We start from the raw sequence: 20,042 nt of genomic DNA, 5'->3' as shown, positions 1-20,042 counted from the left end.
CGAGGCCAAAAAACGCTTCGGTGCCCCCACTAGGACTCGAACCTAGGACCTGCGGATTAAAAGTCCGTAGCTCTACCAACTGAGCTATAGGGGCCGAAGACACAGGATACTTGGACCCGAAACGCGGCTCGTTTGAGGATTGTGCCCGCGGTGACCTAAGCTGACGTGGCTCCTAACGAAACCACGTTGCGAGTACCCCGGAGTGATTCGGTTCTGGCCCCCATCGTCTAGTGGCCTAGGACGCCGCCCTTTCACGGCGGTAGCACGGGTTCGAATCCCGTTGGGGGTACGCGACGCGGTAACGCGAAGCAGCAGCAAGGCCCTGTGGCGCAGTTGGTTAGCGCGCCGCCCTGTCACGGCGGAGGTCGCGGGTTCGAGTCCCGTCAGGGTCGCCGATTCGGCGAGGCACTTCATGCCTTCCGGCCAGGTAGCTCAGTCGGTACGAGCGTCCGCCTGAAAAGCGGAAGGTCGGCGGTTCGATCCCGCCCCTGGCCACCAAGATTCGTGCGCGTGATTCATGTGTTCGCTCTCTGGATGCGGTCGGGAACAGCTGTCCCGATTGAGCGCGACCGCGCCGACGTGCGGTAGCCACAAACGACGAGGAACAACCCGACGACCGGGCGGATGGACTGTTACGGTCAGGCCAACGAGCGGTCGCATTGCGTCTAAGGAGGCTGCGATGGTGATTGTGGTGTTTCGATCGCGGCTACGCCCCGACGCCGATCTGGCGGCCCTGGAGGCACTGGGCGCACGCATGTACGAGCTAGGCACCCAGATGCCGGGCTTCGTGGACTATAAGGAATTCGCCGCCGAGGACGGCGAGACGCTGACGCTGGTCGAATTCGAGACGGAGGCGCAGTTGCTCGCCTGGCGGAATCACCCGGAACACCTGGAAACCCAGGTCCGCGCCCGCGCCGAGTTCTTCAGTGAGTACGCGATCACGGTCTGCGAGCCGCGCCGGGCCTATCACTTCAATCAGGCAGACGGTCGCGTGGAGTCGTTGGGCGGGATCCCCTCGGGCTAAGGCTCCGATGCTGCGCGCGTCAATGGTTTGCCCGGGTGGGCTGGCGTCGTCGCAGCGGTCCCAGCGCGCTATCGCTGCCAGGCTCTGTCGCGGCATCGGTGAACACAGTCTTGTCATTGAGGGTCTTGCCCCTGAAGAAGGCACGTTGGCGGAGGGCGCATAGCAGTGCAAGCGGGATGCCGAGGACGAGCAGCCCGACGCCCATGATGAACACGCCGCCGACCGGGCCTACGTGGGTCTTGCCGTAGGCGGGCGAGTAGGCGTCGATGGCGTTCCAGACGAAGGCCCACGTCATAGCGAGAGCGCCGAGCAACGGCAGCACGCCGCGCAGCAAAAATGTTCCTGCGCTCTCGCGCAAGTCGCCCCGGTAGATCCACACGCACGCGTAAGCGGTCAGGGCGTAGTAGAAGGTGGTGACCAACGCGAGCGAGGAAACCATGTCCGGCAACGAATTTCGGCTCAACAGCGTCATCAGCGCATAGATCGCAAAGCCGCCCAAACCGATGACGAGGGTGGCCAGCCACGGTGTCTGGTATTGGCGGTGAAGCAACGCGAACCGCCGTGGCAGGGCGCCGTAGACCGCCATCGCCAGCACCGTCCGCGCGGTGGGGGCTACATAGGTCAGCACCGCGCCCACCGACGACGAGCTGATCGCGAGCAGCAGAACCACGGCCAGGCCGGTGCCAATGACCGGGTTGCCCAGCGCGGCGAGTGTGTCGTTGGCGTTCGCCGGATTTCTCAGGCCGATTCCGGTGCTGCCGAAACCGGCGAAGGCCTGCAACGCGACGCTCACCAGGACATAGGTCAAGAGCAGGATAAAGGTGGCGATCACGGCGGCGCGACCGGGGTTGCGGCGGGGTTCTTTGGTTTCCTCCGACACCGACAGCGAGGCGTCCCAGCCCCAGAACGCGAATACGCACAGGACGGTGCCGCCGGCAATACTCGAGGCCGATAGCCCCCGCGGCAAAAACCAATTCACCTGCGGCATCACGGCCTGCGGTCCCGCGTCGTGGGTAATGACCTTCCACAACGCGACACCGCTGACCATCAACAGCATGGAGAGCTCGATCGCCAGCAGCACCGCCTGGTAACGCTGTGTGCCGTCGATGCCCCGTAGACACAAGGCGACGAGAACCAGGACGGTCACGCCGCCCACCGCGATCTGGGTCGCGACGGACTGCGCGTGCGAGCTGAGCATTACCAGCGCGACGACGGTGAGCAGCACCAGAACGGCGGCCTCTATCACCAGCAGGGCGGTCGAATGGCGCTGTGTGCCATCATTATCCGGCAACCGCAGGGCGACGAGCACGACGAAGACAGCGACGGCCACGCCGCCCACCGCGATTCGCGTCGCCGTGGAATGCGCGAGCGAATGCAGGTCCAGCGCTTCCAGCAGGTAGACCGTCGCGACCTGTGCGCCGTTGCCGACGCCCACCATCGAGGCGATGACCAAAGCCCAGCCGGAAATCCAGCCCACCCAAGGGCCGAAGGCGCGCGTGGTCCAGGTGAAGGTGGACCCACAGTCTGGAGCTTTCTTGGCCAGTTCGCGAAACGCGAACGCGGTGAGCATAGTCGGGATAAAACCGATGATGAACAGCGCCGGCGCTTTTGGGCCCACCAGGGCCACCAGAGCCGTGAGCGTCGCGGCCAGGCTGTAAGCCGGTGCGACGGACGTGACGGCGATGACCACATTTTCCGTTGCGCTGAGAGTTCCCGACCGCAAACCCTTGTAGGTTACCCACCCGCGTGGTGAGCGCGCGGTCACGATTCACCATTTTCGCGCTTTGACTTTGCCTTGATCTCGAAATCACCCTGCAGGCATTTTTCGAGTTTGCCGACGTCTGGTTTGGGCGTGCCGTACGCCGACTCATCAATCTCCCTGACGACCTGGAGGAGCACCTTGCTGTTGATGGTGGGGGGATCGTACACGCGACCAAACGGCTTGTACATCAGGCGAATTGGACGGGCGGGCGGCGGAGGTAGTGGGTACTCAAGGTCGAGTTCCCAGAAGCCGGTGTCCAGCAGCAAGTCTTGCCTTGTCGGGTCGGCGCATTCGATGTACCAGCCGCGCGCACCTGCACCGTTCAGTCCCTTTTTCTTGTCGTCCTCGAGCTTCTTCGTGCCGGCGTCCCGCATTTCTTCGCCCAGTTCCACCGTCTTCTTCTTGCCGGAGCGGCCCAATCGCTTGCCGTGGCGAATCATTTGCTCGCCGTCGCGCTTCATCTGCTTGCCCGAGCGAATGGCGTCGCGGACCATGCGCTCCTCGATGCGTGCGATCAGGCCACGGAGCATGTCGGAGTCGGGCCATCGATCGTGAAACTCGATGTACCGGACGAACCCCGCGTTGGGCAGCGTGACGAAGGAGGCCACTCCTTCGCATTGCGCTTCCGCGGCGCTGCGAATCGTCCACAGGTGGTCGCGGCACTCGATGCGGTCCGTCAATCCGTCGGGTGGCCGGGACACCTTCCAGTAATCATCCTTGCCGATCTCACGGCCAAAAACGTTGTTGTACAGCTCAAGCGCGCGGACCAGTTCGGGATCTTGGGCGCCGATGACCTCCTTGGCGTCTACAAGCCCATCTTCCGGTCCGAGATATTTCTCCAGGTCGACCAGCGGAACTTCGTCCGGCATGGAGTTATGCATCGCTTGGAAGTCCTCGTGGTGCTGCGGATCGTCGATTCGCATTGCCAAGCGCAGGTATGCGATGAGAAGGCTTTCGATGTCCGACTTCGGGAGAAATTTCTTGTCGCTGTGTTTTGGCTGAAATTTCCCGCCATGGCAGAGTTTGGCGCTGAGAAACATCGTATCGACGGGTTTCTTAGTTTCGGCGAGGGCCGGTTGGCGGTACGGGAAGTCGAGCAATCGATATCCCCATTTTCCCCATTTTCTTGCCACCGCGAAGGGGTCGACTCCCTGCAGGGGCCGTGGGGTGACGAACGGGTCGTCAATCTCCGCCGCAATCCAGTCGAGCGGACGATTCTGGGCTTTGTCCGCGTCGTCGTGCAGGACGCGCTCGACGCATTCCAACAGCTGACTGCCCAACCCGGCGTTCCGGTGTTCGGGCTTGATGACGATGTACTCGATCACTCCGGCATTCGGTTCATTGAGGTAGTCCGCAATCGCGCCCCCGAGCAGTTCGTCGTCTTTATCGAGCATGAGAATGACATGGTAGTTGTTCTTCTCGTACCAACCGAACTCCTTGGCGCGTAAGTAATTTTCTATCTCCTCGCGTGATTCGCGTTCGTTTTCGTCAGGGAATTCGGGTTCGAAGCAGTCGTCGTAGAAGATCCTCAGCAGATCGAGATCGGATTTGCGGGTGTATCGCAGCTCTCGAAACTCGAGCCCTTTCGCGTCGATGTCTTCATAGAAACGCTTCACTATTTGCGGCAATGCGCACGAAGCGTAGTCGCCGTGCTCGAAAGGTTCTTTTGAGGCAAACTCTAGCCGCCGTAGCGCCGACCCGTGCCCCTGTCTCTTTGCCTCGTCGGCGAACCGCCTCATTATTGCCGAGATCTTTTCCGTGGGCGATACGGGCAGTACATAGGGCGAGTCGTGACCGCAGCCGGTTTCGTCGATCGCGCAGGCAAAACGTAGAATCAGGTCTTGCTCATCCTCGAGCAACTGTATGGCCGCTTCAACGGCTTCCCGGGCGAGTTGCCTCGCATGAAATTCGTAGGCGACGGGGTCGGCGATGTTGGCGTGAATGAAAAAGGGAATAAGGTCGCGCCACTTGTTCTCGGGGTTCAGTGGTTTTGGTTCGTGCGTGTCGGGATCTGCCTTGCACATAACGAACGCGATCCACAGGTAGGCCGAGTAGTACTGCGCCTTCACTTGTTCGGAAGTGCCGCCGGCGGGGCGGATCCCCCCTGCTCCGCCGGATATGTCGAGGACGAGTCGCTCGTCGCTTCTTTGCGCGATGGCGTCCTGTGCCGGGCAAAGCCCGACGGTGCTGAGGTCCGGCCCCCACTTCAAAACGCCCGAAACACGGGCCCTCAGGGCCAGCCCGTCGTGGCCGCCGTCGTTCTGCCCGAGCAGCGTGCGAAAAATTTCGGGCGACGAACAGCGCAACGCTAGCGAATTGTCTTCGTCGCCGTAGCCGTACTGCAGGGCCACCTCACCCTGCCACTGCGGGCAAATACAGATGGGAATGCTCGGGCCCCACAGCAGCCAGCAATCGAAAATGAATGACTGCATCTTGCGCGCCTGCTTCTCCCTGAAGTCATCGCCTGGGTGAATGACGGATTGACCGTACGCGTTGACGACGGGCTGCCAATGCTGCTCGTAGAATGTCATGACACCGGTTAACAGGTGCAGCGGGGCGACGAAGCCAGAATTGATCGTCACCTTCGATAAGAAGCTCTTCTCTGCGCCCCGGTATGCATTGAAATAGCGTGCGATATCGTTGTCGCGAAGCAGTGCCGAGCAAGTTTCGACGTCGATCGTGCGCTCTTTTTCCTCTTCCTTCGCGATCGCCGACATCCGCCTGCGGATCCGGTCTTTCCATTGTTTCTTTTCGTTCTTCCATTCGAGCGTGGCGTCGTGGAAGTCCTTTTTGTTGTCGAATTTCAATTCAATCGGACGCTTAGGTGGCCGGTCCAGCAGTTCAATTTCGATCCGTAAGCGCGCGGCCTTGTGTAGCGAGCGCACCTGCAATCCGCGCAGAATCAACCAGAGCAGTGTAACGAAGGCCTGCCATGGCAGAAAGGCGCGTTCCTCCCGAGGCAAACTGCGGGTCAATAGCATCCAGCTCTGGTAAAGCTGGGTGTACAAAAGGAGACCGAGCCCGGATATCGCTATTAGGAGGGCGTAATCCTGCCAGTAGACTTTAAAATGGTCTAGCCAATGCATGGGGCCAACTTCGGTTCAACGGTTTTCTGCCACCAACCCTGCCAACTTGCAATTACGGCTCTTCGGCCCGACCTCACGATCTACTCCGATTTGCACGCCCGTGGACGGGCTCGAGGTCGACTGTTACCGGGACGTGGGGCACGATTGAACCTCTCCTGGCAGCACTCCGATGTCTGGGCTGACGCGGACGGCGCGGCACAAATATCTCATAGAGCGCACCGATCTGACAGAGGCACAACGACGCCGACCCCGGGTAATGGCAGCATCGAAGGATGACCAACGGGATCGCGGTCCGTGACATACGGACCGAAGCCGGCGCGGGCGTTATCGAGGAGATCTATCGCGAAATCCTCCATCCCTCGTTCGGGCCCGACGAACTCGACTCGTTGGACACTATCGTTGGCGCACTGGCGGATAGCGGCAGCGACGCGCCTTGGGGGCTCTGCGCGTTCGACTACGAAACGCCGGTCGGCTGCCTGCTGGGATATCCCTATCCACACTCGGGTGCGCTCCTCATTGGCTACGTCTCGGTGAAACCCGGGCTTCGGGGTGGTGGCATCGGTCATGTGCTGATGGACGCCGCCGAGCGGAGATGGCACGCGGACCCGAACACCACGCTGGTGCTCGCGGAGGTCGAAGATCCGCGGCGCCACCCGGTCGTGGGCGACATCGACCCGAAGCGACGCGCGGCGTTCTACGCACGGCGCGGTGCGCAGGTCGTGGTCGGACCGTACTTTCAGCCGCGGCTTGACGCCGAGGGAAAAAAACGCGTACACGACCTGTTCCTGACCGTCCTCAGTGGCAGCCGCGACGCGATCACCCCCGAAAACTCCGTGTGCGCAGAACAGCTCGCGGACTTCCTTATCGAGTATTTTAGGGACTCAGGCGAGGGCAGCGATTTTCCTCGGGTCGACGACGAGGAGGGAAATCGGCTCCTCGCCTGGTACCGCGACCGCGAGACGGTCGCATTGCACCCGCTCGCTGACTACGCACGGATCGAGATTCCGCGGATGAGCGGATAACTTTGCGTTCCCAACGACTCTCGGCAGAGTGATCCTGCCGCCACGGACCACTCCGAAAACACTTCATCCCTGGTTGGGAGATTTGGCCGGAGTGCGTCGACGAGCCGCTGCTCACCGGCAACCTTTGGGAGCTGTCCTCGCGTCGTCATCGGTGTCCGGCGGCTGATTCCGAGTCGCGCGTTCGAGCCCCTTAGTTCAGCCGGCGCCTACCGACATTGCCGCAAAAGAACTGTCCGACTGCTCAGCTAAGGGCCTCGTCCGCCGCCGAAAGACGAGTTCGTTCCGGCGCCGAGGATTTGCTTTGCCGACTTAGTTCACCCAAATTATCCGGACATACTGCTCGATCCTGAACTCGGAGAAACACGTCGCCAGGCACAGGTACACAACAAAACCGAACAGCCTCGATTCGCGAACGCTTGAGCGTCGGAAGCCGGCCATGTTGCCACCAATATCCGGCGCGCTCGGCCCGCAGCAGCGCGGTCACCAGTTCGTCGGCCAGCCGTCCCAACGCGTCGTCCTCCACGGAGCCACGCACGAATGTCAGTTCGATCATCGACATCGCACGATCATCCCGCGTGGCGCACCGCCCGGCCACACCTCGACGGCTACCCGAGCACCGGCAACAGCAGCCGCGACGACGAGCGCACCGTGTTCAGGCTGGACGTACCGACGCCGGCGTGCCGGAAGTTCATGATTGCCGGCACCGAGGGGTCCTGGTCGTCGCTGGTGAGCGTCAGGCGAATGCGGTGGCCCGCCTTGAACCGGCGGGCGTTGGGGACCAACGGAATTCGGTACTCGACGTCCTCTCCGAGCGGCACCGCTTGCGGGTTGCGGCAGGGCAGCACCGGCGCGCCGGGGCGGCTGGCCGCTTCGTCGACCTCGCGCAGGCTGGCGCGCAACCAGCCCGCGGTCACATCGGTCGTTCCCCCGTCGGGTGCCACGTCCTGCAGCATCGCTATCCAGGCGGTGTCGATCGCCGTCGCCGACGCGATAAGGCGCAACTCGATGTCGCCCACGACATCGATGTCGTGGCTCAGCACGGCGCTGGTCCAGGCCAGTATCGACGGTGGGTCGACCTCGCTGGCTTTGATGCGGCCCAGGCCGGAGCCCAACACCATGAATTCCCGGCTGCCCGGATCACCCTCGTCGGCGTCCAGACCGCCGTCGGCGCGCAGGGCCAGTTCGCGATGCGCGGCCTGTGACGGCGGCCAGGTGTCGGCGGTTCGCCACTCGTCGGCGCCAGGCAAAAAGTAGCGGATCGGCGGCCCGTCGGTGATCCCGGTGTCGCGGCCCTTCAGCCAATGGTCGTACCAGGCCAGCGCCTCGATGTGCATGCTTTCCCATGGCCAGGTGAGCCCGAACTCGCCGAGCATGCCCATCCGCACGCGCGCGTTGTGCGACAACCCGCTCCAGCTGGCGAACGTCGAGGGCAGGTGCAACGGCACGTTCTGCCAGTCGCACCCCAGGTAGACCGGGATGTCGATTTCCTTCAGTAATGGCAACAGGTTTCGCTCCTCCCACCACTCGTCGCGTGTCGGGTGCTTGACCGCGGCCTGCTGCCACAACTCGTCCCACGGGTGGGGATTGTGCGGCAGCTTGAGCAACTGGCGCAACATGGTGACCGCCGCCTCGCCATTCATCGTCTCGAATTTCTTGTGCACCTTAGGGTTGTTTAGGACGCGCCGCGCCAACCCCACCGGCTTGCTGCGCCACACCTTGTCGCTGCGGTCGGAGGTCAGCCCCATCATGGCCAGAAACGGTGTGATGAAAGACGAACTCAACAGCCCGTGGTGGTTGGCGCCCTCGTACAGATCGCTCGTCACGGCAAGGGGAAAGATCGCTTTGAGGTGGGGCGGCCGCTCCACGGCCGCCTCCAGCTGGGTCATCGCGAAGTAGCTGATGCCGATCATCCCGACGTTCCCGTCGCACCACGGCTGGGCCGCGACCCACTCCACCAGGTCGTGCACGTCCCGGCGTTCCTGGGCATCGAAGAAGTTGAAAGTGCCTTCGGAGCCGCAGGTCCCGCGCAGGTTGGCGATGACGTGCACGTAGCCGCGCGGCACCCAGAAGTCCGTCCGGCCGGCCTCGATGAACCCCGCCGGCGCACCGAGATCCTGCATCTGCCGCGGATATGGTGAGGCGGCCAGCAGCGCCGGGAAGCGACCGTCGGCGTCCGGCCGGTGAATGTCGGCCAAAAGCGTTGTGCCGTCGCGCATTCTGATCGCGGTATTGATGTCGGTGCGCGCCGCGTACTGCGGCTCGCTGAGGTTCCGGTATTCCCGGCCGGTGGTCTGCGGGCCGTTGAGCGTCGTCACAGTTTCACGCTACGTTGAAATTAGTTTCAACGCAAGTTGAGACTTCCGGTATGGTGAGACGGTGCCGAAGCGACCGATCACCCCGGGGCCGCGCGACGAGCGCGGCGTGCTGGCGGCACGCATCCTGGCCGCCGCTCGCGACGAATTCGCCGATCACGGCTGGGCCGGCACGGCCATTCGTGCCGTCGCCCGGACCGCGGACGTCGACCCGGCCCTCATCTATCACTACTTCGGCTCCAAGGAGGGCCTGCTCGATGCTGCCACCACGCCGCCGCAGAAGTGGCTCGACGCGGTGGCGGCGACCTGGGCGACGCCCAAGGCCGACCTGGGTCGGCAACTGATCCGCACGGTGCTGGGCACCTGGGCCGACGAGGAGGTCGGTCCGATCCTGCGCGCGGTGGTGCTGACCGCCGCCCACGAAGACAAGACGCGAGAGAAGCTGCGGCTGATCGTCGAGCGCGGCCTGATCGGCGGTTCCAGCCTGGGGGCCGACGAGGACGAACGACTGCGGCGCAGCGGGCTGATCGCCACCCAGTTGATCGGGTTCGCGTTGTTGCGCTACGTCTACAAGATCGAGCCGATCGCGTCGATGCCCGACGACCAGGTGGTGGCGGCGATCGCGCCGAACCTGCAACGCTACGTCGAGGGCGACATCGCCTAGCGGATAGCGCGATTCGGCGTGGCCAACCGCGACAATGACCGGATGCGTCTTTTGCGCCCCGCCCTTGCGTTAACGGTCGTCGCGGGGTTGGTCGCGGTCTCCTGGGACCGGACCGCCCAGGCGGCCCCCGATGTCCCGCCCGTCAGCGATGCGGCACGAGCGGCCGGATTCGTCGACGTCCGCAATGTCGTCCCCGACGCCATCATCGACCTTCGCTACGCGACGACCAACAACTTCACCCACACGCAGCTGTACCCGTCCGACGCCCGCTGCCTGGTGCACCAATCGATGGCTTCCGGGCTGGCCGCTGCCGCGACCGCGCTGCGCCCGCAGGGCCACCTCCTGGTGTTCTGGGACTGCTATCGGCCCCACGACGTCCAGGTCAAGATGTTCAGCGTCGTCCCGAACCCGGCGTGGGTCGCGCGCCCCGGCCAATTTGCGCACAGTCACGAATCGGGGCGCTCGGTGGACGTGACGTTCACGACGATGCAGCAGCCGTGCGCCTCGGGGCAGCATGCGGACGGGCTCTGCCTGGCCGACATGGGCACGGACTTCGATGACTTCTCCTCGCGCGCCAACGCTTTCGCGACGCAGGGTGTCAGCGCCGACGCCCAAGCGAACCGGGCTTCCCTGCGGAACGCCATGAAGTACGGCGGGCTGTCGCCATATTCCGGGGAGTGGTGGCATTTCGACGGCCCCGGCGCCGCGGTCGACCGCCCGATCCTCGACGTCCCCGTCGACTGAGGTCTCATATTATGAGACAATAATTTCATATTGTGATTCAATCGGTAGGCTTCGGGGATGACCGACGAACGCGGGGCCACCTACACGCATGGACACCACGGATCGGTGCTCCGGAGTCACCAGCGACGCACCGCGGAGGATTCGGCGGCCTACCTCCTGCCCCACCTCAAGCCGGGGTTGTCGGTGCTGGATATCGGCTGCGGACCCGGGACGATCACCGCCGACCTGGCCGCCCGCGTCGCACCGGGACCGGTCACCGCCGTCGACCAGTCGACCGACGTCCTCGACGTGGCCCGCGCCGAGATCGAGCGACGTGGTCTGTCGAACGTGTCGTTCGCGATGGCCGACGTGCATCGCCTCGACTTTCCGGACGGCGCATTCGACGTCGTGCACGCGCACCAAGTGCTGCAACACGTCGCCGATCCGGTGGGCGCCCTGCGGGAGATGAAACGCGTGTGCGCACCGGGCGGTGTCGTGGCGGCCCGGGACGCCGACTACGCGGGGTTCATCTGGTTCCCAGAGTTGCCGGCGCTGGATCTGTGGCGCGACATCTACCGGCGGGCCGCTCGTGCCAACCGCGGCGAGCCCGATGCCGGGCGGCGGTTGTTGTCCTGGGCCCAGCGGGCGGGTTTCGCCGATGTCACGGCGACCGGCAGCGTCTGGTGCTGCGCCACGCCCGCGGCGCGCGAATGGTGGGGCGGCATGTGGGCCGAGCGGATCGTGCATTCGCGGATCGCGCGCGATCTGGTGGATCTCGGTCTGGCCACGACGGCGCAGCTCGAGGAGATCTCCGCGGCGTGGCGCGCCTGGGCCGCCGCGCCCGACGGGTGGATCGCCATCCCCCACGGCGAAATCCTCTGCCGGAGGTAGCGCGTCCCGGGGCCGAGGCGCGGCCATCGTGGAGTATTTGGCCAGGTCAGGCGTATGGTATTGGCATTCTCTTTTTTTGCAAGTACGTTATTCAGCGATGGATAATACGGCCCGCACTCCGTCTGGCATCCCGCTGCAGCCCGTATACGGGCCGGCGGATGTAAGCGCGGAACCTCCGCAGCCGGGGCAGTTTCCCTTCACCCGCGGAAACTTCGCGTCCGGCTATCGCGGCAAGCTCTGGACGTTCCGCCAATACTCGGGATTCGGCACCGCCGAGGAATCCAACCGCCGGTATCGCTACCTGCTCGAACAGGGCGGTACCGGTCTGTCGGTGGCCCTGGACCTGCCGACCCAGTGCGGATACGACTCCGACGACGCGGAGTTCGGCGAGGAGGTCGGGCGGGTCGGCGTCGCGGTGGACACCCTGGCCGACTTCGAGATCCTGTTCGACGGCATTCCGTTGGACAAGCTCAGCACGAGCATGACGATCAACGGGACGGCGGCGATCCTGCTGGCGTTCTACGTCGCGGCCGCCGAGAAGAAGGGCGTGCCGCGGGCGAAGCTGACCGGCACCATCCAAAACGACATCCTCAAGGAGTACGCGTCGCGCGGAACGTGGATCTGGCCGCCGGAGCCGTCGCTGCGGCTGATCGCCGACACCATCGAGTTCTGTGCGGCCGAGGTTCCGAGGTTCAACGCGATCTCGGTGGCGGGTGCGCACTTCCGCGACGCGGGGGCGAACGCGGTGCAGGAGATGGCGTTCACCCTGGCCGACGGGGTGACCTATTGCGACACCGTGGTTCAGCGGGGCCGGATGACCATCGACCAGTTCGCGCCGCAGATCTCGTTCTTCTTCTACACCCACGGGGACTTCTTCGAGGAGATCGCCAAATACCGTGCGGGGCGCCGCCGTTGGGCCACGATCGTGCGGGAGCGCTACGGGGCGACAACGGCAAAGGCGGCGATGTTCCGCTTCGGCTGCGTCTGTGGTGGCGCGTCGCTGTATGCGCCGCAGGCCCACAACAACATCGTCCGGGTGGCCTATGAGGCCATGGCCGCGGTGTTGGGCGGCGTGCAGTCGATGTTCACCGCGGCCTGGGACGAGCCGTTCGCATTGCCCACCGAGGAAACCACGACCCTGGCCCTGCGCACCCAGCAGATTCTCGCGCACGAGACCGGTGTGGCCAGCGTGGCCGACCCGCTTGGGGGCTCGTACTTCGTGGAGGCCCTGACCGACGCCACCGAAGCCCGCATCGTCGAGATCATGGACGACCTGGAGCGGCACGGGGGCATGGTGCACGCGATCGAGGACGGCTATCTGCAGGGCCTGATCGCTGACGAGGCCTACCGGGTGCATCAGGACATCGAAGCCGGCACCCGGCCGGTCGTCGGCGTCAACCGGTTCATGACCGACGAACCCGAACCGGATGTCGTGACCTACGAGCTGGACGCCGAGGGCCGCGACCTTCAGCTCAAGAGGCTATCCAAAGTGAAGGCCGAACGGGATTCGGCCGCAGTTCAATCCAGCCTCGCGGCCCTATCGCGTGCCGCCGAAGGAGACGACAATCTGATGCACAAGCTGATCGACTGCGCCAACGCGTACTGCACGGTCGGCGAAATGGTCTCCGCGCTCAAGGCGGTGTGGGGCGAGTTCCAGCAACCGGTGGTGTTCTAGTGGCCGCCCGAATTCTGGTCGCCAAGCCCGGCCTGGACGGGCACGACCGCGGCGCCAAGATCGTCGCCCGCACGCTGCGCGACGCCGGCTTCGAGGTGATCTACACCGGCATCCGGCAGCGCATCGAGGACATCGCCTCGATCGCCGTCCAGGAGGACGTGGCGGTGGTGGGCTTGAGCATCCTGTCCGGTGCCCACCTGGCACTCACCGCCCGCACCATCGAAGCGTTGCGGGCCGCCGACGCCGCCGACATCGCCGTCGTGGTCGGGGGCACGATCCCGCATGCCGACGTGCCCAAGCTGCTATCCGCCGGCGCCGCCGCGGTATTCCCCACCGGGACATCGCTGGACGACTTGGTCCGCGAGATCCGCGCGCTCACCGGCACCCCCGAACCCGTTGTGGAGGAACAGTGCGCGTCGGAGTAATGATCGGCGCCGAACGTGGCGATATGGCCCGTAAGGTGCACAAGCTTGTCGCCGATATCGAATGGGCCGAATCCGCGGGTCTGGACACCGCGTGGATGCCACAGGTGCCCGACGACTTCGACTGCCTGACCATGGTGTCGTTGATGGCCGCGCACAGTTCGCGCATCGAGCTCGGCACCGCGGTGGTTCCGCTGCAAGCCCAGCACCCCATTGCCCTTGCCCGCCAGGCTCTCTCGGTGCATGCCGTCGCCGGTGGACGGCTGGCGCTGGGCGTCGGGCCGTCGCACCACTGGATCATCCGGGACATGCTCGGCTTGCCGTATGAGAAGCCGGCCGCCTACACCCGCGACTACCTGCAGGTGCTCAACTCCGCCATGGCCGGACCGGGACCGGTTGACGTCGAGAACGATTCCTTCAGGGTGCACAATCCTCTGGCGATCGGGGCCGATACCCCGATGCCGGTTCTGGTCGCCGCGCTGGGGCCGGTGATGCTGCAGCTTGCCGGTGAACTCGCCGACGGCACGGTGCTGTGGATGGCGGACGAGCGTGCGATCGGTGACCATATCGCGCCGAAGATCACCAAGGCCGCCGCGGACGCCGGGCGCCCCGCCCCGCGAATCGTCGCGGGCATCCCCGTATGCCTGTGTGCGCCCGCACAAGTCGACGAGGCTAAGGAGCGGGCCAACCGCATCCTGGGCGAGGCCGAGGTGTCGCCCAACTACCAGCGCCTGCTCGAACGCGGCGATGCCCGCGACGTCGGCGATCTGTGCGCGGCCGGCGACGCGGAGCAGATTCTGGCCCGGATGCGCCGCTTCGCCGACGCCGGCGTGACCGATCTGTCGGTGCGGCTGCTGCCCATCGGCGACAATCGGGACGAGCTCGTCGCCTCCAAACGCCGGACACGCGAGATGATCGCCTCGCTCGCAACGGAATTGCGTTGACACCGACATCCGCCGGGCCGCTGGCGGGGATACGCATCCTCGAGGTCGGCACCATGCTGGCCGGCCCGTACGCCACCATGCTGCTCGCCGACCTGGGCGCCGAGGTCACCAAGATCGAGCCGCGCGGCGGCGAGATCTCGCGGGGCGTAGGTCCCGCCTACTTCGCCAGCCTCAACCGCAACAAAGCCAGCATTTGTCTGGACCTCAACTCCGAAATGGGACAGCAGCGGCTGGGTGAGCTGGTAGCGGAATCCCATGCGCTGCTGGTGAACCTCAAGCCGTCGGCGATCCGCCGGCTGGGCCTGACCTACGAGCGGCTGCGCCGGCACAACGAGCGGATCGTCTGCGTGGCGATCACCGGGTTCGGCCTGCAGGGCGGCGACGATCCGGCCTTCGACTATGTGGTCCAGGCGGGCGTCGGCACCGCCGCCTTGACCGGCGACCCGGACGGACCGCCGACGCTGCCGGGTTACTCCTCGGCCGACAACTCCACCGGAATGACCGCGGCGCTGGGGCTGTTGGCCAAGATCATCTCAGGCACCGGTGGACAAGTGGACGTGTCGCTGCGCGACGCCATGCTGTCGCAGCTCAACTACCACGCCTCCGCCTACCTCAACGAGGGTGTCGAACCACAGCGAAGGCCCCACGGTGCCCATTCGTATTACGTTCCGGCACAACTCTTCCCGACCGCCGACGGGTATCTGGCGCTGTTCATCACGCACGACGGCTTCTGGAAATCCTTTGCCACCGAGGCGGGTATCGGCGGCTTCGAGACGATGGCCGAACGAGTGGCCCGCCGTGATGAGGTGCTGACGGTGGTCTCGGCCATGCTGGCGACCGACACCGCCGCGGGGTGGGAACGCCGGCTGCGCCCGCTGGGGGTGCCGGCGGCGGCGGTCAGGACGCTGCCCGAGGCGCTCGAAGCGACCCCGGAGGTTGTTGTGACCGCGGGTGACTTCCGCCTCGTCGGGAGTCCGATCCGCGTTTCGGGGTACCAGCCCGAGTACCGGCCACCGCCGGAGCTGACCGAGTAGGCCGTTCACGCCGGTGTGAGGCTAGCCGCACACTCGGCGACGACGGCCGGTAGGCCGCGTCGTCACGTCATCCCGGCGAGTTGCTTCTCCCGATAGAGCCGCGCCCACTCGGCGCGCGGCCGGGTGGACACGTCCACGTCAACCGCATTGGCGCGCAAGGCCTTCACCGTGGAAGGCGGACTTCAGGTCGGGGTAGGCGCGCATCGCCGGGCCCCACAGCAGATCCTGGGCGCACATCGCCGAGACCTGGGTGGCCAGGATGATCAGGTCATCGACGTTCATGAGGCTTAGCGGCTCCGCTCGCTGGTCGTCTCGAGCAGCCGCGGGACGGGCGCGGGATTCAGCTGCAACGCATCGGACATGTGCAACCGCCCGGCGTTGGCGATCATGTTGTCCAAGATGGCCTGCAGATCATCGCCTTCGAGTTCGTAGATGGCGACATAGGGACCCTGCCCGTCAATCGGGCGCAGCCGGCGTGCCGCGACAATTCCCTCGAGCCCCAGCAGTTCGGGTATGTGTACTTGGTCGTACCAGGTGTTGTACTCCTGTTCGCGATCCGGCGAACAGGGCCGGCTTTCGACGTACATGATTCCCTTGGCCATCGCCGCCACCTCTCTTCGGGCCGCTACTCGTAACGCACCGTGACCGAATCGGTGTCCGGCACGCCCTGGCACGTCAGAATGTAGCCCTCGGCGACCTCGTCATCGTCGAGGGCATCGTTGACGCGCATGGTCGCATGGCCTTCTTCGAGCTTGGCCATGCACGTGCCGCAGTTACCCGCCTCGCAACTGAACGGCGGCTCCAGGCCGGCCCGCCGCGCGCTCTGCAAGAGCGTCTCGCCGGGGACCAGCGGCACCGACACCTTCTTGCGGTCGATGTGGATGGTCACCGTGCCCGCGCCGGAGCCGTTTGACGGATTTGTCACCCGTGGGGTCTCCTCGATGCTTCGGGCGACTGACACGTCGACCGCCCTCCCGTACTTGCATTCTTCACTATAGAGAATACTATTCTCACAGAGCGATAGGATCTTCTCAAGAGTGTGGGGATGTCAGGTCAGCCCGGCCTGTCAGGGAAGGACGGGACGTGACCGAGCCGGCTGCGGTCGTGTTCGAGGAACGGCGTTTCAGCCTGCCTCAGCTCGACACGCTCGCCGGCGGCTGGGCCGCAACCCTGGCCAGGAGAGGTGTCGCCGCAGGTCAGCGGGTCGCGGTGATGGCGTCCAACCGGCCGGAATTCGTCGCCGTCCTGCTTGCGATCTGGCGGATGGGGGCAACGGCCGTGCTGATCAGCCCGGCATGGAAGAGTGCCGAAGTCGACCACGCGCTCGCCCTGACCGAACCCGCCCACGCCGTCGGCGACCACCCGGTGCTGGACGGCGCGATGCCGATGCTGCACCTCGACGAGCCGGTCGCGCCCGGGGAGCCCACGGCCACGGCGCCGCCACCGCGATCCGACGCCGTGCTGGTGTTCAGTTCCGGCACCACCGGGCTGCCGAAGGCCGTCCGGCACACCCACGCGGCGCTGGACGAGGCGGTGCGGCACTGGCGCCAGGCGCTGCGGCTGACGCCGCGCGACCGGATTCAGATCGCCACCCCGCCCTCGCACATCCTCGGCCTGCTCAACATTCTCACCGCGCTACGCACCGGGGCCTGCGTGCGTCTGCATCCCCGATTCGACGTCGAACAGATCCTTTATCACATCGAAAACGACCGCATCACAGTGGAAATGGCGGTCGCACCGATCGCGCTGGCCCTCGCCTCTCACCCCACGCTCGAGTCCTATGACCTGTCGTCGCTGCGCTTCATCATGTGGGGGGCCACGCCGGTGAGCGCCGACGTCGCGGAGACGGTGACCCGACGCACCGGCGTCGGTTGGGTCCCGGCTTACGGGACCACGGAACTGCCGGTCATCGCCTGCAATCCGATCGAGGGCGCCCGGCTGGACGCCGTCGGGCGCCCGGTGCCGGGCGTCGACCTGCGGGTGGTCTCGATGGACACGGGCGAGCCGGTCTGCCCGGGGGAGGTCGGCGAGATCCAGGCCCGCTCTTCGTCGCTGATGGCCGGCTACCTGCCGGCCGAAGCGACCGCCGAGGTGATCCACGACGGCTGGTACCGGACCGGCGACGTCGGCTGGCTCGACCGCGACGGCTGGCTGAGGATCACCGACCGCCTCAAGGAGATGATCAAAGTGCGCGGTTTCCAGGTCGCGCCCGCCGAAATCGAGACGGTGCTGCACGGCCATCCGGCCGTCAGAGACTGCGCCGTGTTCGGCGTGCCCGACGGAATCAACGGGGAGGCGGTGGTCGCCGCGGTCGCGACATGCGCCCCCGTGGATGCCGGCGAGCTCACCGCCCGAGTCGATCAGCGGCTGGCTTCCTACAAACACCTGAGCCGGGTCGTGTTCGTGCCCGAGATTCCTCGCCTGCCTTCGGGCAAGGTGCTGCGCCGAGTCCTGAAGGAGCGCTATGGATGTACGTCTGACAGCTGAACAACAACAGTTGCGCGACGCCGCCGCCAAGCTGGCCGACGACCTCGGACCCTCGGCCGTCCAAGACCTCGACGACCCGAGCCGGATCGCGCGCCTGGACAAGCAAATTGCGGCGACGGGCTTCAGAACGCTGCGCTCCGACGGGGCTTCGGGTGTCGAACTGGCCATTGTCGCCGAAGAATTCGGACGACGACTGGTCGACACCCCATTTCTCGGTCCGGCGCTCGCCGACGACCTGATCCGTCACGTCGGAGCCGACGGCGCGGGCGCGACGGTGGCGGTCGACGGTCGCGCCATCGACGCGCGCGGCGCCCAGCGGGCCCTGAGCCTTTCCGATGGCAAGGTGTTGGCCGCCGACGTGCAGGGCGCGCTCGACGGCGCGGATTTGACCCGAGCGGATGCGCAAATTGCGGGAGCGCCGGTGGCGCTGGGCGAGGTGCCGGTCGACATCGCGGCGCGGTGGCGGGCGCTCGCGCTGGTCGCCACGACGGCGGACTTGGTGGGCATCGCCCGGGGCGCGCACGCCGTCGCCTGCGACTACGCCAAGATCCGCGAACAGTACGGCAAGCAGATCGGGTCCTATCAGGCCATCGCCCACCTGCTGGCCGAAAGCCTTGCGCTGATTGAAGGTTCGATCAGCGTGTCGCGCCATGCCGCGTGGGCGGTCGACGAGGTGGCCCCCGCCGAGGCCATCCGCGCCGCGCAGATCGCGAAGGTTTACTGCGCGCGCGCCGCCCGAACCGTCTGTGAAACGGCCATCCAGGTGCACGGCGGCATCGGCAACACCTGGGACTGCTTGGTACACGTCTACCTGCGCCGCGCCCTGACCTCGACCGAGCTGTGGCCGGTCGCGTTGAAGGAGATCGATCTTGGACTTTCGTGACTCACCGGCGGAAGCGGCCTTCCGCGACCGGCTGCGGTCCTGGCTTTCCGCGCACGCAGGAGAATTCTCCGGGTCCGGCGACGAGTACTGGGCGCGCCAGGCCGAATGGCACCAGGCGTTGTATCGGGAAGGGTTCTTCGGGCTGTCGTTCCCCCGTGAGTACGGCGGACAGGAGTTGCCGCCGGTATACGACGTCATCATCGACGAGGAGCTGGCCCGAGCCGGCGCCCCGCCGCGGCCCAGCGTGGGCTACCTGATCTACGGGATCGGTCGGCACGCCAATGACGAAGTGCGGCAACGCTTCCTGCCGGGCATCATCAACGGCACCGAGCGCTGGTGTCAGGGCTTCAGCGAACCCGGCGCCGGTTCGGATCTGGCATCGCTGACCACCACCGCTCGCCTCGAGGGTGACACGTATGTGGTGAACGGGCACAAGATCTGGACCAGCTACTCCGATGTCGCGGACTGGTGCCTGCTGCTGGCCCGCACCGACCCCGAGGCCAGACGCCACCGCGGGTTGTCGGCTTTCGTGCTGGAGATGAAACAGCCCGGCGTGCAACAGCGCCCGCTTCGCATGATCAACGGGGTGACCAACGAATTCGGTCAGGTGTTCTTCGACGATGCGAAGATACCGGCCGACCGGATGGTCGGAGCCCCCGGCGACGGCTGGGCGGTCGCCATGACCGTCGTCGGGCACGAGCGCGAACCCTCCACCCTCGGCTACGCGGCCCGATACGGCAAGCTGGTCCGAAGCCTGTTCGCGCGCAACGAGGGTCCGGTTCCCGAAGAGCTCGCGTGGGCGGCGGTCCAGTCGGAGATGTTGACCCATCACGTGCGGCGCCGGCTCTCCGAACAGCTCGACGGTGTCTCGCACGGGCCCGAGGGGTCGCTCGACAAGCTGCTGATGACCTGGGTCGAGCAATCCGTCGGACACGCCGCACTCGCGGTCACCGGGACCCGCGATCCGGACCTGCTCAGCGCCTATCTGTACAGCCGCGCGCAGAGTGTGATGGGCGGGACATCACAGATACAAAAGAACATCATCGCCTCACGCATCTTGGGATTGTCGGAGTGATCGCGAGCGCGGGCGAAGCCCGGGTGAAGCGGGTCACG

At 65.5% G+C, this 20,042-nt stretch carries 19 protein-coding genes and 4 tRNA genes; 15 read left to right on the top strand and 8 right to left on the bottom strand.

Going from position 1 to position 20,042, the window contains the following annotated elements; genetic code table 11:
• Positions 1-21: 21 nt before the first annotated feature.
• Positions 22-94: transfer RNA gene (locus G6N51_RS15540), tRNA-Lys, on the bottom strand.
• 122 nt (positions 95-216) lie between these two features.
• On the opposite strand from G6N51_RS15540, the gene G6N51_RS15535 reads away from it, so the two are divergent.
• From G6N51_RS15535 to G6N51_RS15520, 4 genes are all read left to right on the top strand, one after another.
• Positions 217-289: transfer RNA gene (locus tag G6N51_RS15535), tRNA-Glu, on the top strand.
• A gap of 29 nt (positions 290-318) precedes the next feature.
• Positions 319-392, top strand: a tRNA-Asp gene (locus G6N51_RS15530).
• 29 nt (positions 393-421) lie between these two features.
• A tRNA-Phe gene (locus tag G6N51_RS15525) sits at positions 422-498 on the top strand.
• 181 nt (positions 499-679) lie between these two features.
• Entirely contained in the window at positions 680-1,024 is a 345-nt protein-coding gene (locus G6N51_RS15520; RefSeq protein WP_083168299.1) for an antibiotic biosynthesis monooxygenase family protein, read from the top strand.
• Positions 1,025-1,043: 19 nt separating this feature from the next.
• On the opposite strand, the gene G6N51_RS15515 is transcribed toward G6N51_RS15520, so the two are convergent.
• Both G6N51_RS15515 and G6N51_RS15510 read right to left on the bottom strand, forming a co-directional pair.
• On the bottom strand, positions 1,044-2,714 hold the full coding sequence (locus tag G6N51_RS15515) for an APC family permease (RefSeq protein WP_163750721.1): 1,671 nt from the start codon (positions 2,712-2,714) through the stop codon (positions 1,044-1,046).
• A gap of 71 nt (positions 2,715-2,785) precedes the next feature.
• Positions 2,786-5,872, bottom strand: coding sequence for a GNAT family N-acetyltransferase (locus G6N51_RS15510; protein WP_083168309.1), 3,087 nt, complete (start codon positions 5,870-5,872; stop codon positions 2,786-2,788).
• 272 nt (positions 5,873-6,144) lie between these two features.
• On the opposite strand from G6N51_RS15510, the gene G6N51_RS15505 reads away from it, so the two are divergent.
• Positions 6,145-6,894, top strand: coding sequence for a GNAT family N-acetyltransferase (locus tag G6N51_RS15505; protein ID WP_083168312.1), 750 nt, complete (start codon positions 6,145-6,147; stop codon positions 6,892-6,894).
• A gap of 241 nt (positions 6,895-7,135) precedes the next feature.
• Here G6N51_RS15505 and G6N51_RS15500 read toward each other — a convergent pair whose 3' ends face one another.
• Positions 7,136-7,453 (bottom strand): hypothetical protein, encoded by a 318-nt coding sequence (locus G6N51_RS15500; protein WP_142274824.1) that lies wholly within the window; start codon positions 7,451-7,453, stop codon positions 7,136-7,138.
• Positions 7,454-7,499: 46 nt separating this feature from the next.
• Positions 7,500-9,209, bottom strand: coding sequence for a CocE/NonD family hydrolase (locus G6N51_RS15495; protein ID WP_083168317.1), 1,710 nt, complete (start codon positions 9,207-9,209; stop codon positions 7,500-7,502).
• Between the two features lie 61 nt (positions 9,210-9,270).
• On the opposite strand from G6N51_RS15495, the gene G6N51_RS15490 reads away from it, so the two are divergent.
• From G6N51_RS15490 to G6N51_RS15460, 7 genes are all read left to right on the top strand, one after another.
• A complete protein-coding gene (locus tag G6N51_RS15490; protein ID WP_142274825.1) occupies positions 9,271-9,870 on the top strand; it encodes a TetR/AcrR family transcriptional regulator in 600 nt (199 codons plus the stop codon).
• A gap of 42 nt (positions 9,871-9,912) precedes the next feature.
• Complete coding sequence (locus G6N51_RS15485) at positions 9,913-10,614, top strand: M15 family metallopeptidase (RefSeq protein ID WP_083168673.1); 702 nt, start codon at positions 9,913-9,915, stop codon at positions 10,612-10,614.
• A gap of 57 nt (positions 10,615-10,671) precedes the next feature.
• Positions 10,672-11,484 (top strand): methyltransferase domain-containing protein, encoded by an 813-nt coding sequence (locus tag G6N51_RS15480; RefSeq protein ID WP_083168320.1) that lies wholly within the window; start codon positions 10,672-10,674, stop codon positions 11,482-11,484.
• Between the two features lie 97 nt (positions 11,485-11,581).
• Positions 11,582-13,159, top strand: a complete 1,578-nt coding sequence (locus G6N51_RS15475) for a methylmalonyl-CoA mutase family protein (protein ID WP_083168325.1) — start codon at positions 11,582-11,584, stop codon at positions 13,157-13,159.
• Entirely contained in the window at positions 13,159-13,584 is a 426-nt protein-coding gene (locus G6N51_RS15470) for a cobalamin-dependent protein (protein ID WP_083168329.1), read from the top strand. Before G6N51_RS15475 ends, G6N51_RS15470 begins: the two co-directional genes overlap by 1 nt.
• Positions 13,569-14,525 carry an LLM class F420-dependent oxidoreductase gene (locus G6N51_RS15465; protein ID WP_083168331.1) on the top strand — a complete coding sequence of 319 codons (957 nt, stop codon included), beginning with the start codon at positions 13,569-13,571 and terminating at the stop codon, positions 14,523-14,525. The genes G6N51_RS15470 and G6N51_RS15465 overlap by 16 nt, the downstream gene beginning before the upstream one ends.
• Positions 14,522-15,559 (top strand): CaiB/BaiF CoA transferase family protein, encoded by a 1,038-nt coding sequence (locus G6N51_RS15460; RefSeq protein ID WP_083168334.1) that lies wholly within the window; start codon positions 14,522-14,524, stop codon positions 15,557-15,559. Before G6N51_RS15465 ends, G6N51_RS15460 begins: the two co-directional genes overlap by 4 nt.
• A 138-nt stretch (positions 15,560-15,697) precedes the next feature.
• On the opposite strand, the gene G6N51_RS29690 is transcribed toward G6N51_RS15460, so the two are convergent.
• The 3 genes from G6N51_RS29690 to G6N51_RS15445 are packed head-to-tail and all read right to left on the bottom strand — an operon-like array spanning position 15,698 to position 16,520.
• Entirely contained in the window at positions 15,698-15,841 is a 144-nt protein-coding gene (locus tag G6N51_RS29690) for a hypothetical protein (RefSeq protein ID WP_249025990.1), read from the bottom strand.
• A gap of 5 nt (positions 15,842-15,846) precedes the next feature.
• Positions 15,847-16,161 carry a DUF4286 family protein gene (locus tag G6N51_RS15450; RefSeq protein ID WP_083168675.1) on the bottom strand — a complete coding sequence of 105 codons (315 nt, stop codon included), beginning with the start codon at positions 16,159-16,161 and terminating at the stop codon, positions 15,847-15,849.
• A 23-nt stretch (positions 16,162-16,184) separates the two neighbouring features.
• The gene (locus G6N51_RS15445) at positions 16,185-16,520 is read right to left on the bottom strand and encodes a 2Fe-2S iron-sulfur cluster-binding protein (protein WP_083168337.1); all 336 of its coding nucleotides are present in this window, start codon (positions 16,518-16,520) and stop codon (positions 16,185-16,187) included.
• Positions 16,521-16,642: 122 nt separating this feature from the next.
• On the opposite strand from G6N51_RS15445, the gene G6N51_RS15440 reads away from it, so the two are divergent.
• The 3 genes from G6N51_RS15440 to G6N51_RS15430 are packed head-to-tail and all read left to right on the top strand — an operon-like array spanning position 16,643 to position 20,004.
• Positions 16,643-18,046 (top strand): class I adenylate-forming enzyme family protein, encoded by a 1,404-nt coding sequence (locus G6N51_RS15440; protein ID WP_083168339.1) that lies wholly within the window; start codon positions 16,643-16,645, stop codon positions 18,044-18,046.
• Positions 18,024-18,929: an acyl-CoA dehydrogenase family protein gene (locus G6N51_RS15435; RefSeq protein ID WP_083168678.1), complete on the top strand. Its 906-nt coding sequence runs from the start codon at positions 18,024-18,026 to the stop codon at positions 18,927-18,929. Before G6N51_RS15440 ends, G6N51_RS15435 begins: the two co-directional genes overlap by 23 nt.
• Positions 18,916-20,004 (top strand): acyl-CoA dehydrogenase family protein, encoded by a 1,089-nt coding sequence (locus G6N51_RS15430; RefSeq protein WP_083168342.1) that lies wholly within the window; start codon positions 18,916-18,918, stop codon positions 20,002-20,004. Before G6N51_RS15435 ends, G6N51_RS15430 begins: the two co-directional genes overlap by 14 nt.
• Positions 20,005-20,042 lie beyond the last annotated feature (38 nt).

It is taken from the genome of Mycobacterium paraseoulense, assembly GCF_010731655.1.
Taxonomy (GTDB): Bacteria; Actinomycetota; Actinomycetes; order Mycobacteriales; family Mycobacteriaceae; genus Mycobacterium; species Mycobacterium paraseoulense.
The sequence above is the reverse complement of the archived record's forward strand: the minus strand, read 5'-3'. Positions and strand labels throughout refer to the sequence as shown.

Bases quoted from the DNA above. Each gene is read 5' to 3' on its own strand.
- G6N51_RS15520 (WP_083168299.1), top strand. From the start codon at position 680: ATGGTGATTGTGGTGTTTCGATCGCGGCTACGCCCCGACGCCGATCTG.
- G6N51_RS15510 (WP_083168309.1), bottom strand. From the start codon at position 5,872: ATGCATTGGCTAGACCATTTTAAAGTCTACTGGCAGGATTACGCCCTC.
- G6N51_RS15505 (WP_083168312.1), top strand. From the start codon at position 6,145: ATGACCAACGGGATCGCGGTCCGTGACATACGGACCGAAGCCGGCGCG.
- G6N51_RS15500 (WP_142274824.1), bottom strand. From the start codon at position 7,453: ATGTCGATGATCGAACTGACATTCGTGCGTGGCTCCGTGGAGGACGAC.
- G6N51_RS15485 (WP_083168673.1), top strand. From the start codon at position 9,913: ATGCGTCTTTTGCGCCCCGCCCTTGCGTTAACGGTCGTCGCGGGGTTG.
- G6N51_RS15480 (WP_083168320.1), top strand. From the start codon at position 10,672: ATGACCGACGAACGCGGGGCCACCTACACGCATGGACACCACGGATCG.
- G6N51_RS15475 (WP_083168325.1), top strand. From the start codon at position 11,582: ATGGATAATACGGCCCGCACTCCGTCTGGCATCCCGCTGCAGCCCGTA.
- G6N51_RS29690 (WP_249025990.1), bottom strand. From the start codon at position 15,841: ATGAACGTCGATGACCTGATCATCCTGGCCACCCAGGTCTCGGCGATG.
- G6N51_RS15450 (WP_083168675.1), bottom strand. From the start codon at position 16,161: ATGGCCAAGGGAATCATGTACGTCGAAAGCCGGCCCTGTTCGCCGGAT.
- G6N51_RS15435 (WP_083168678.1), top strand. From the start codon at position 18,024: ATGGATGTACGTCTGACAGCTGAACAACAACAGTTGCGCGACGCCGCC.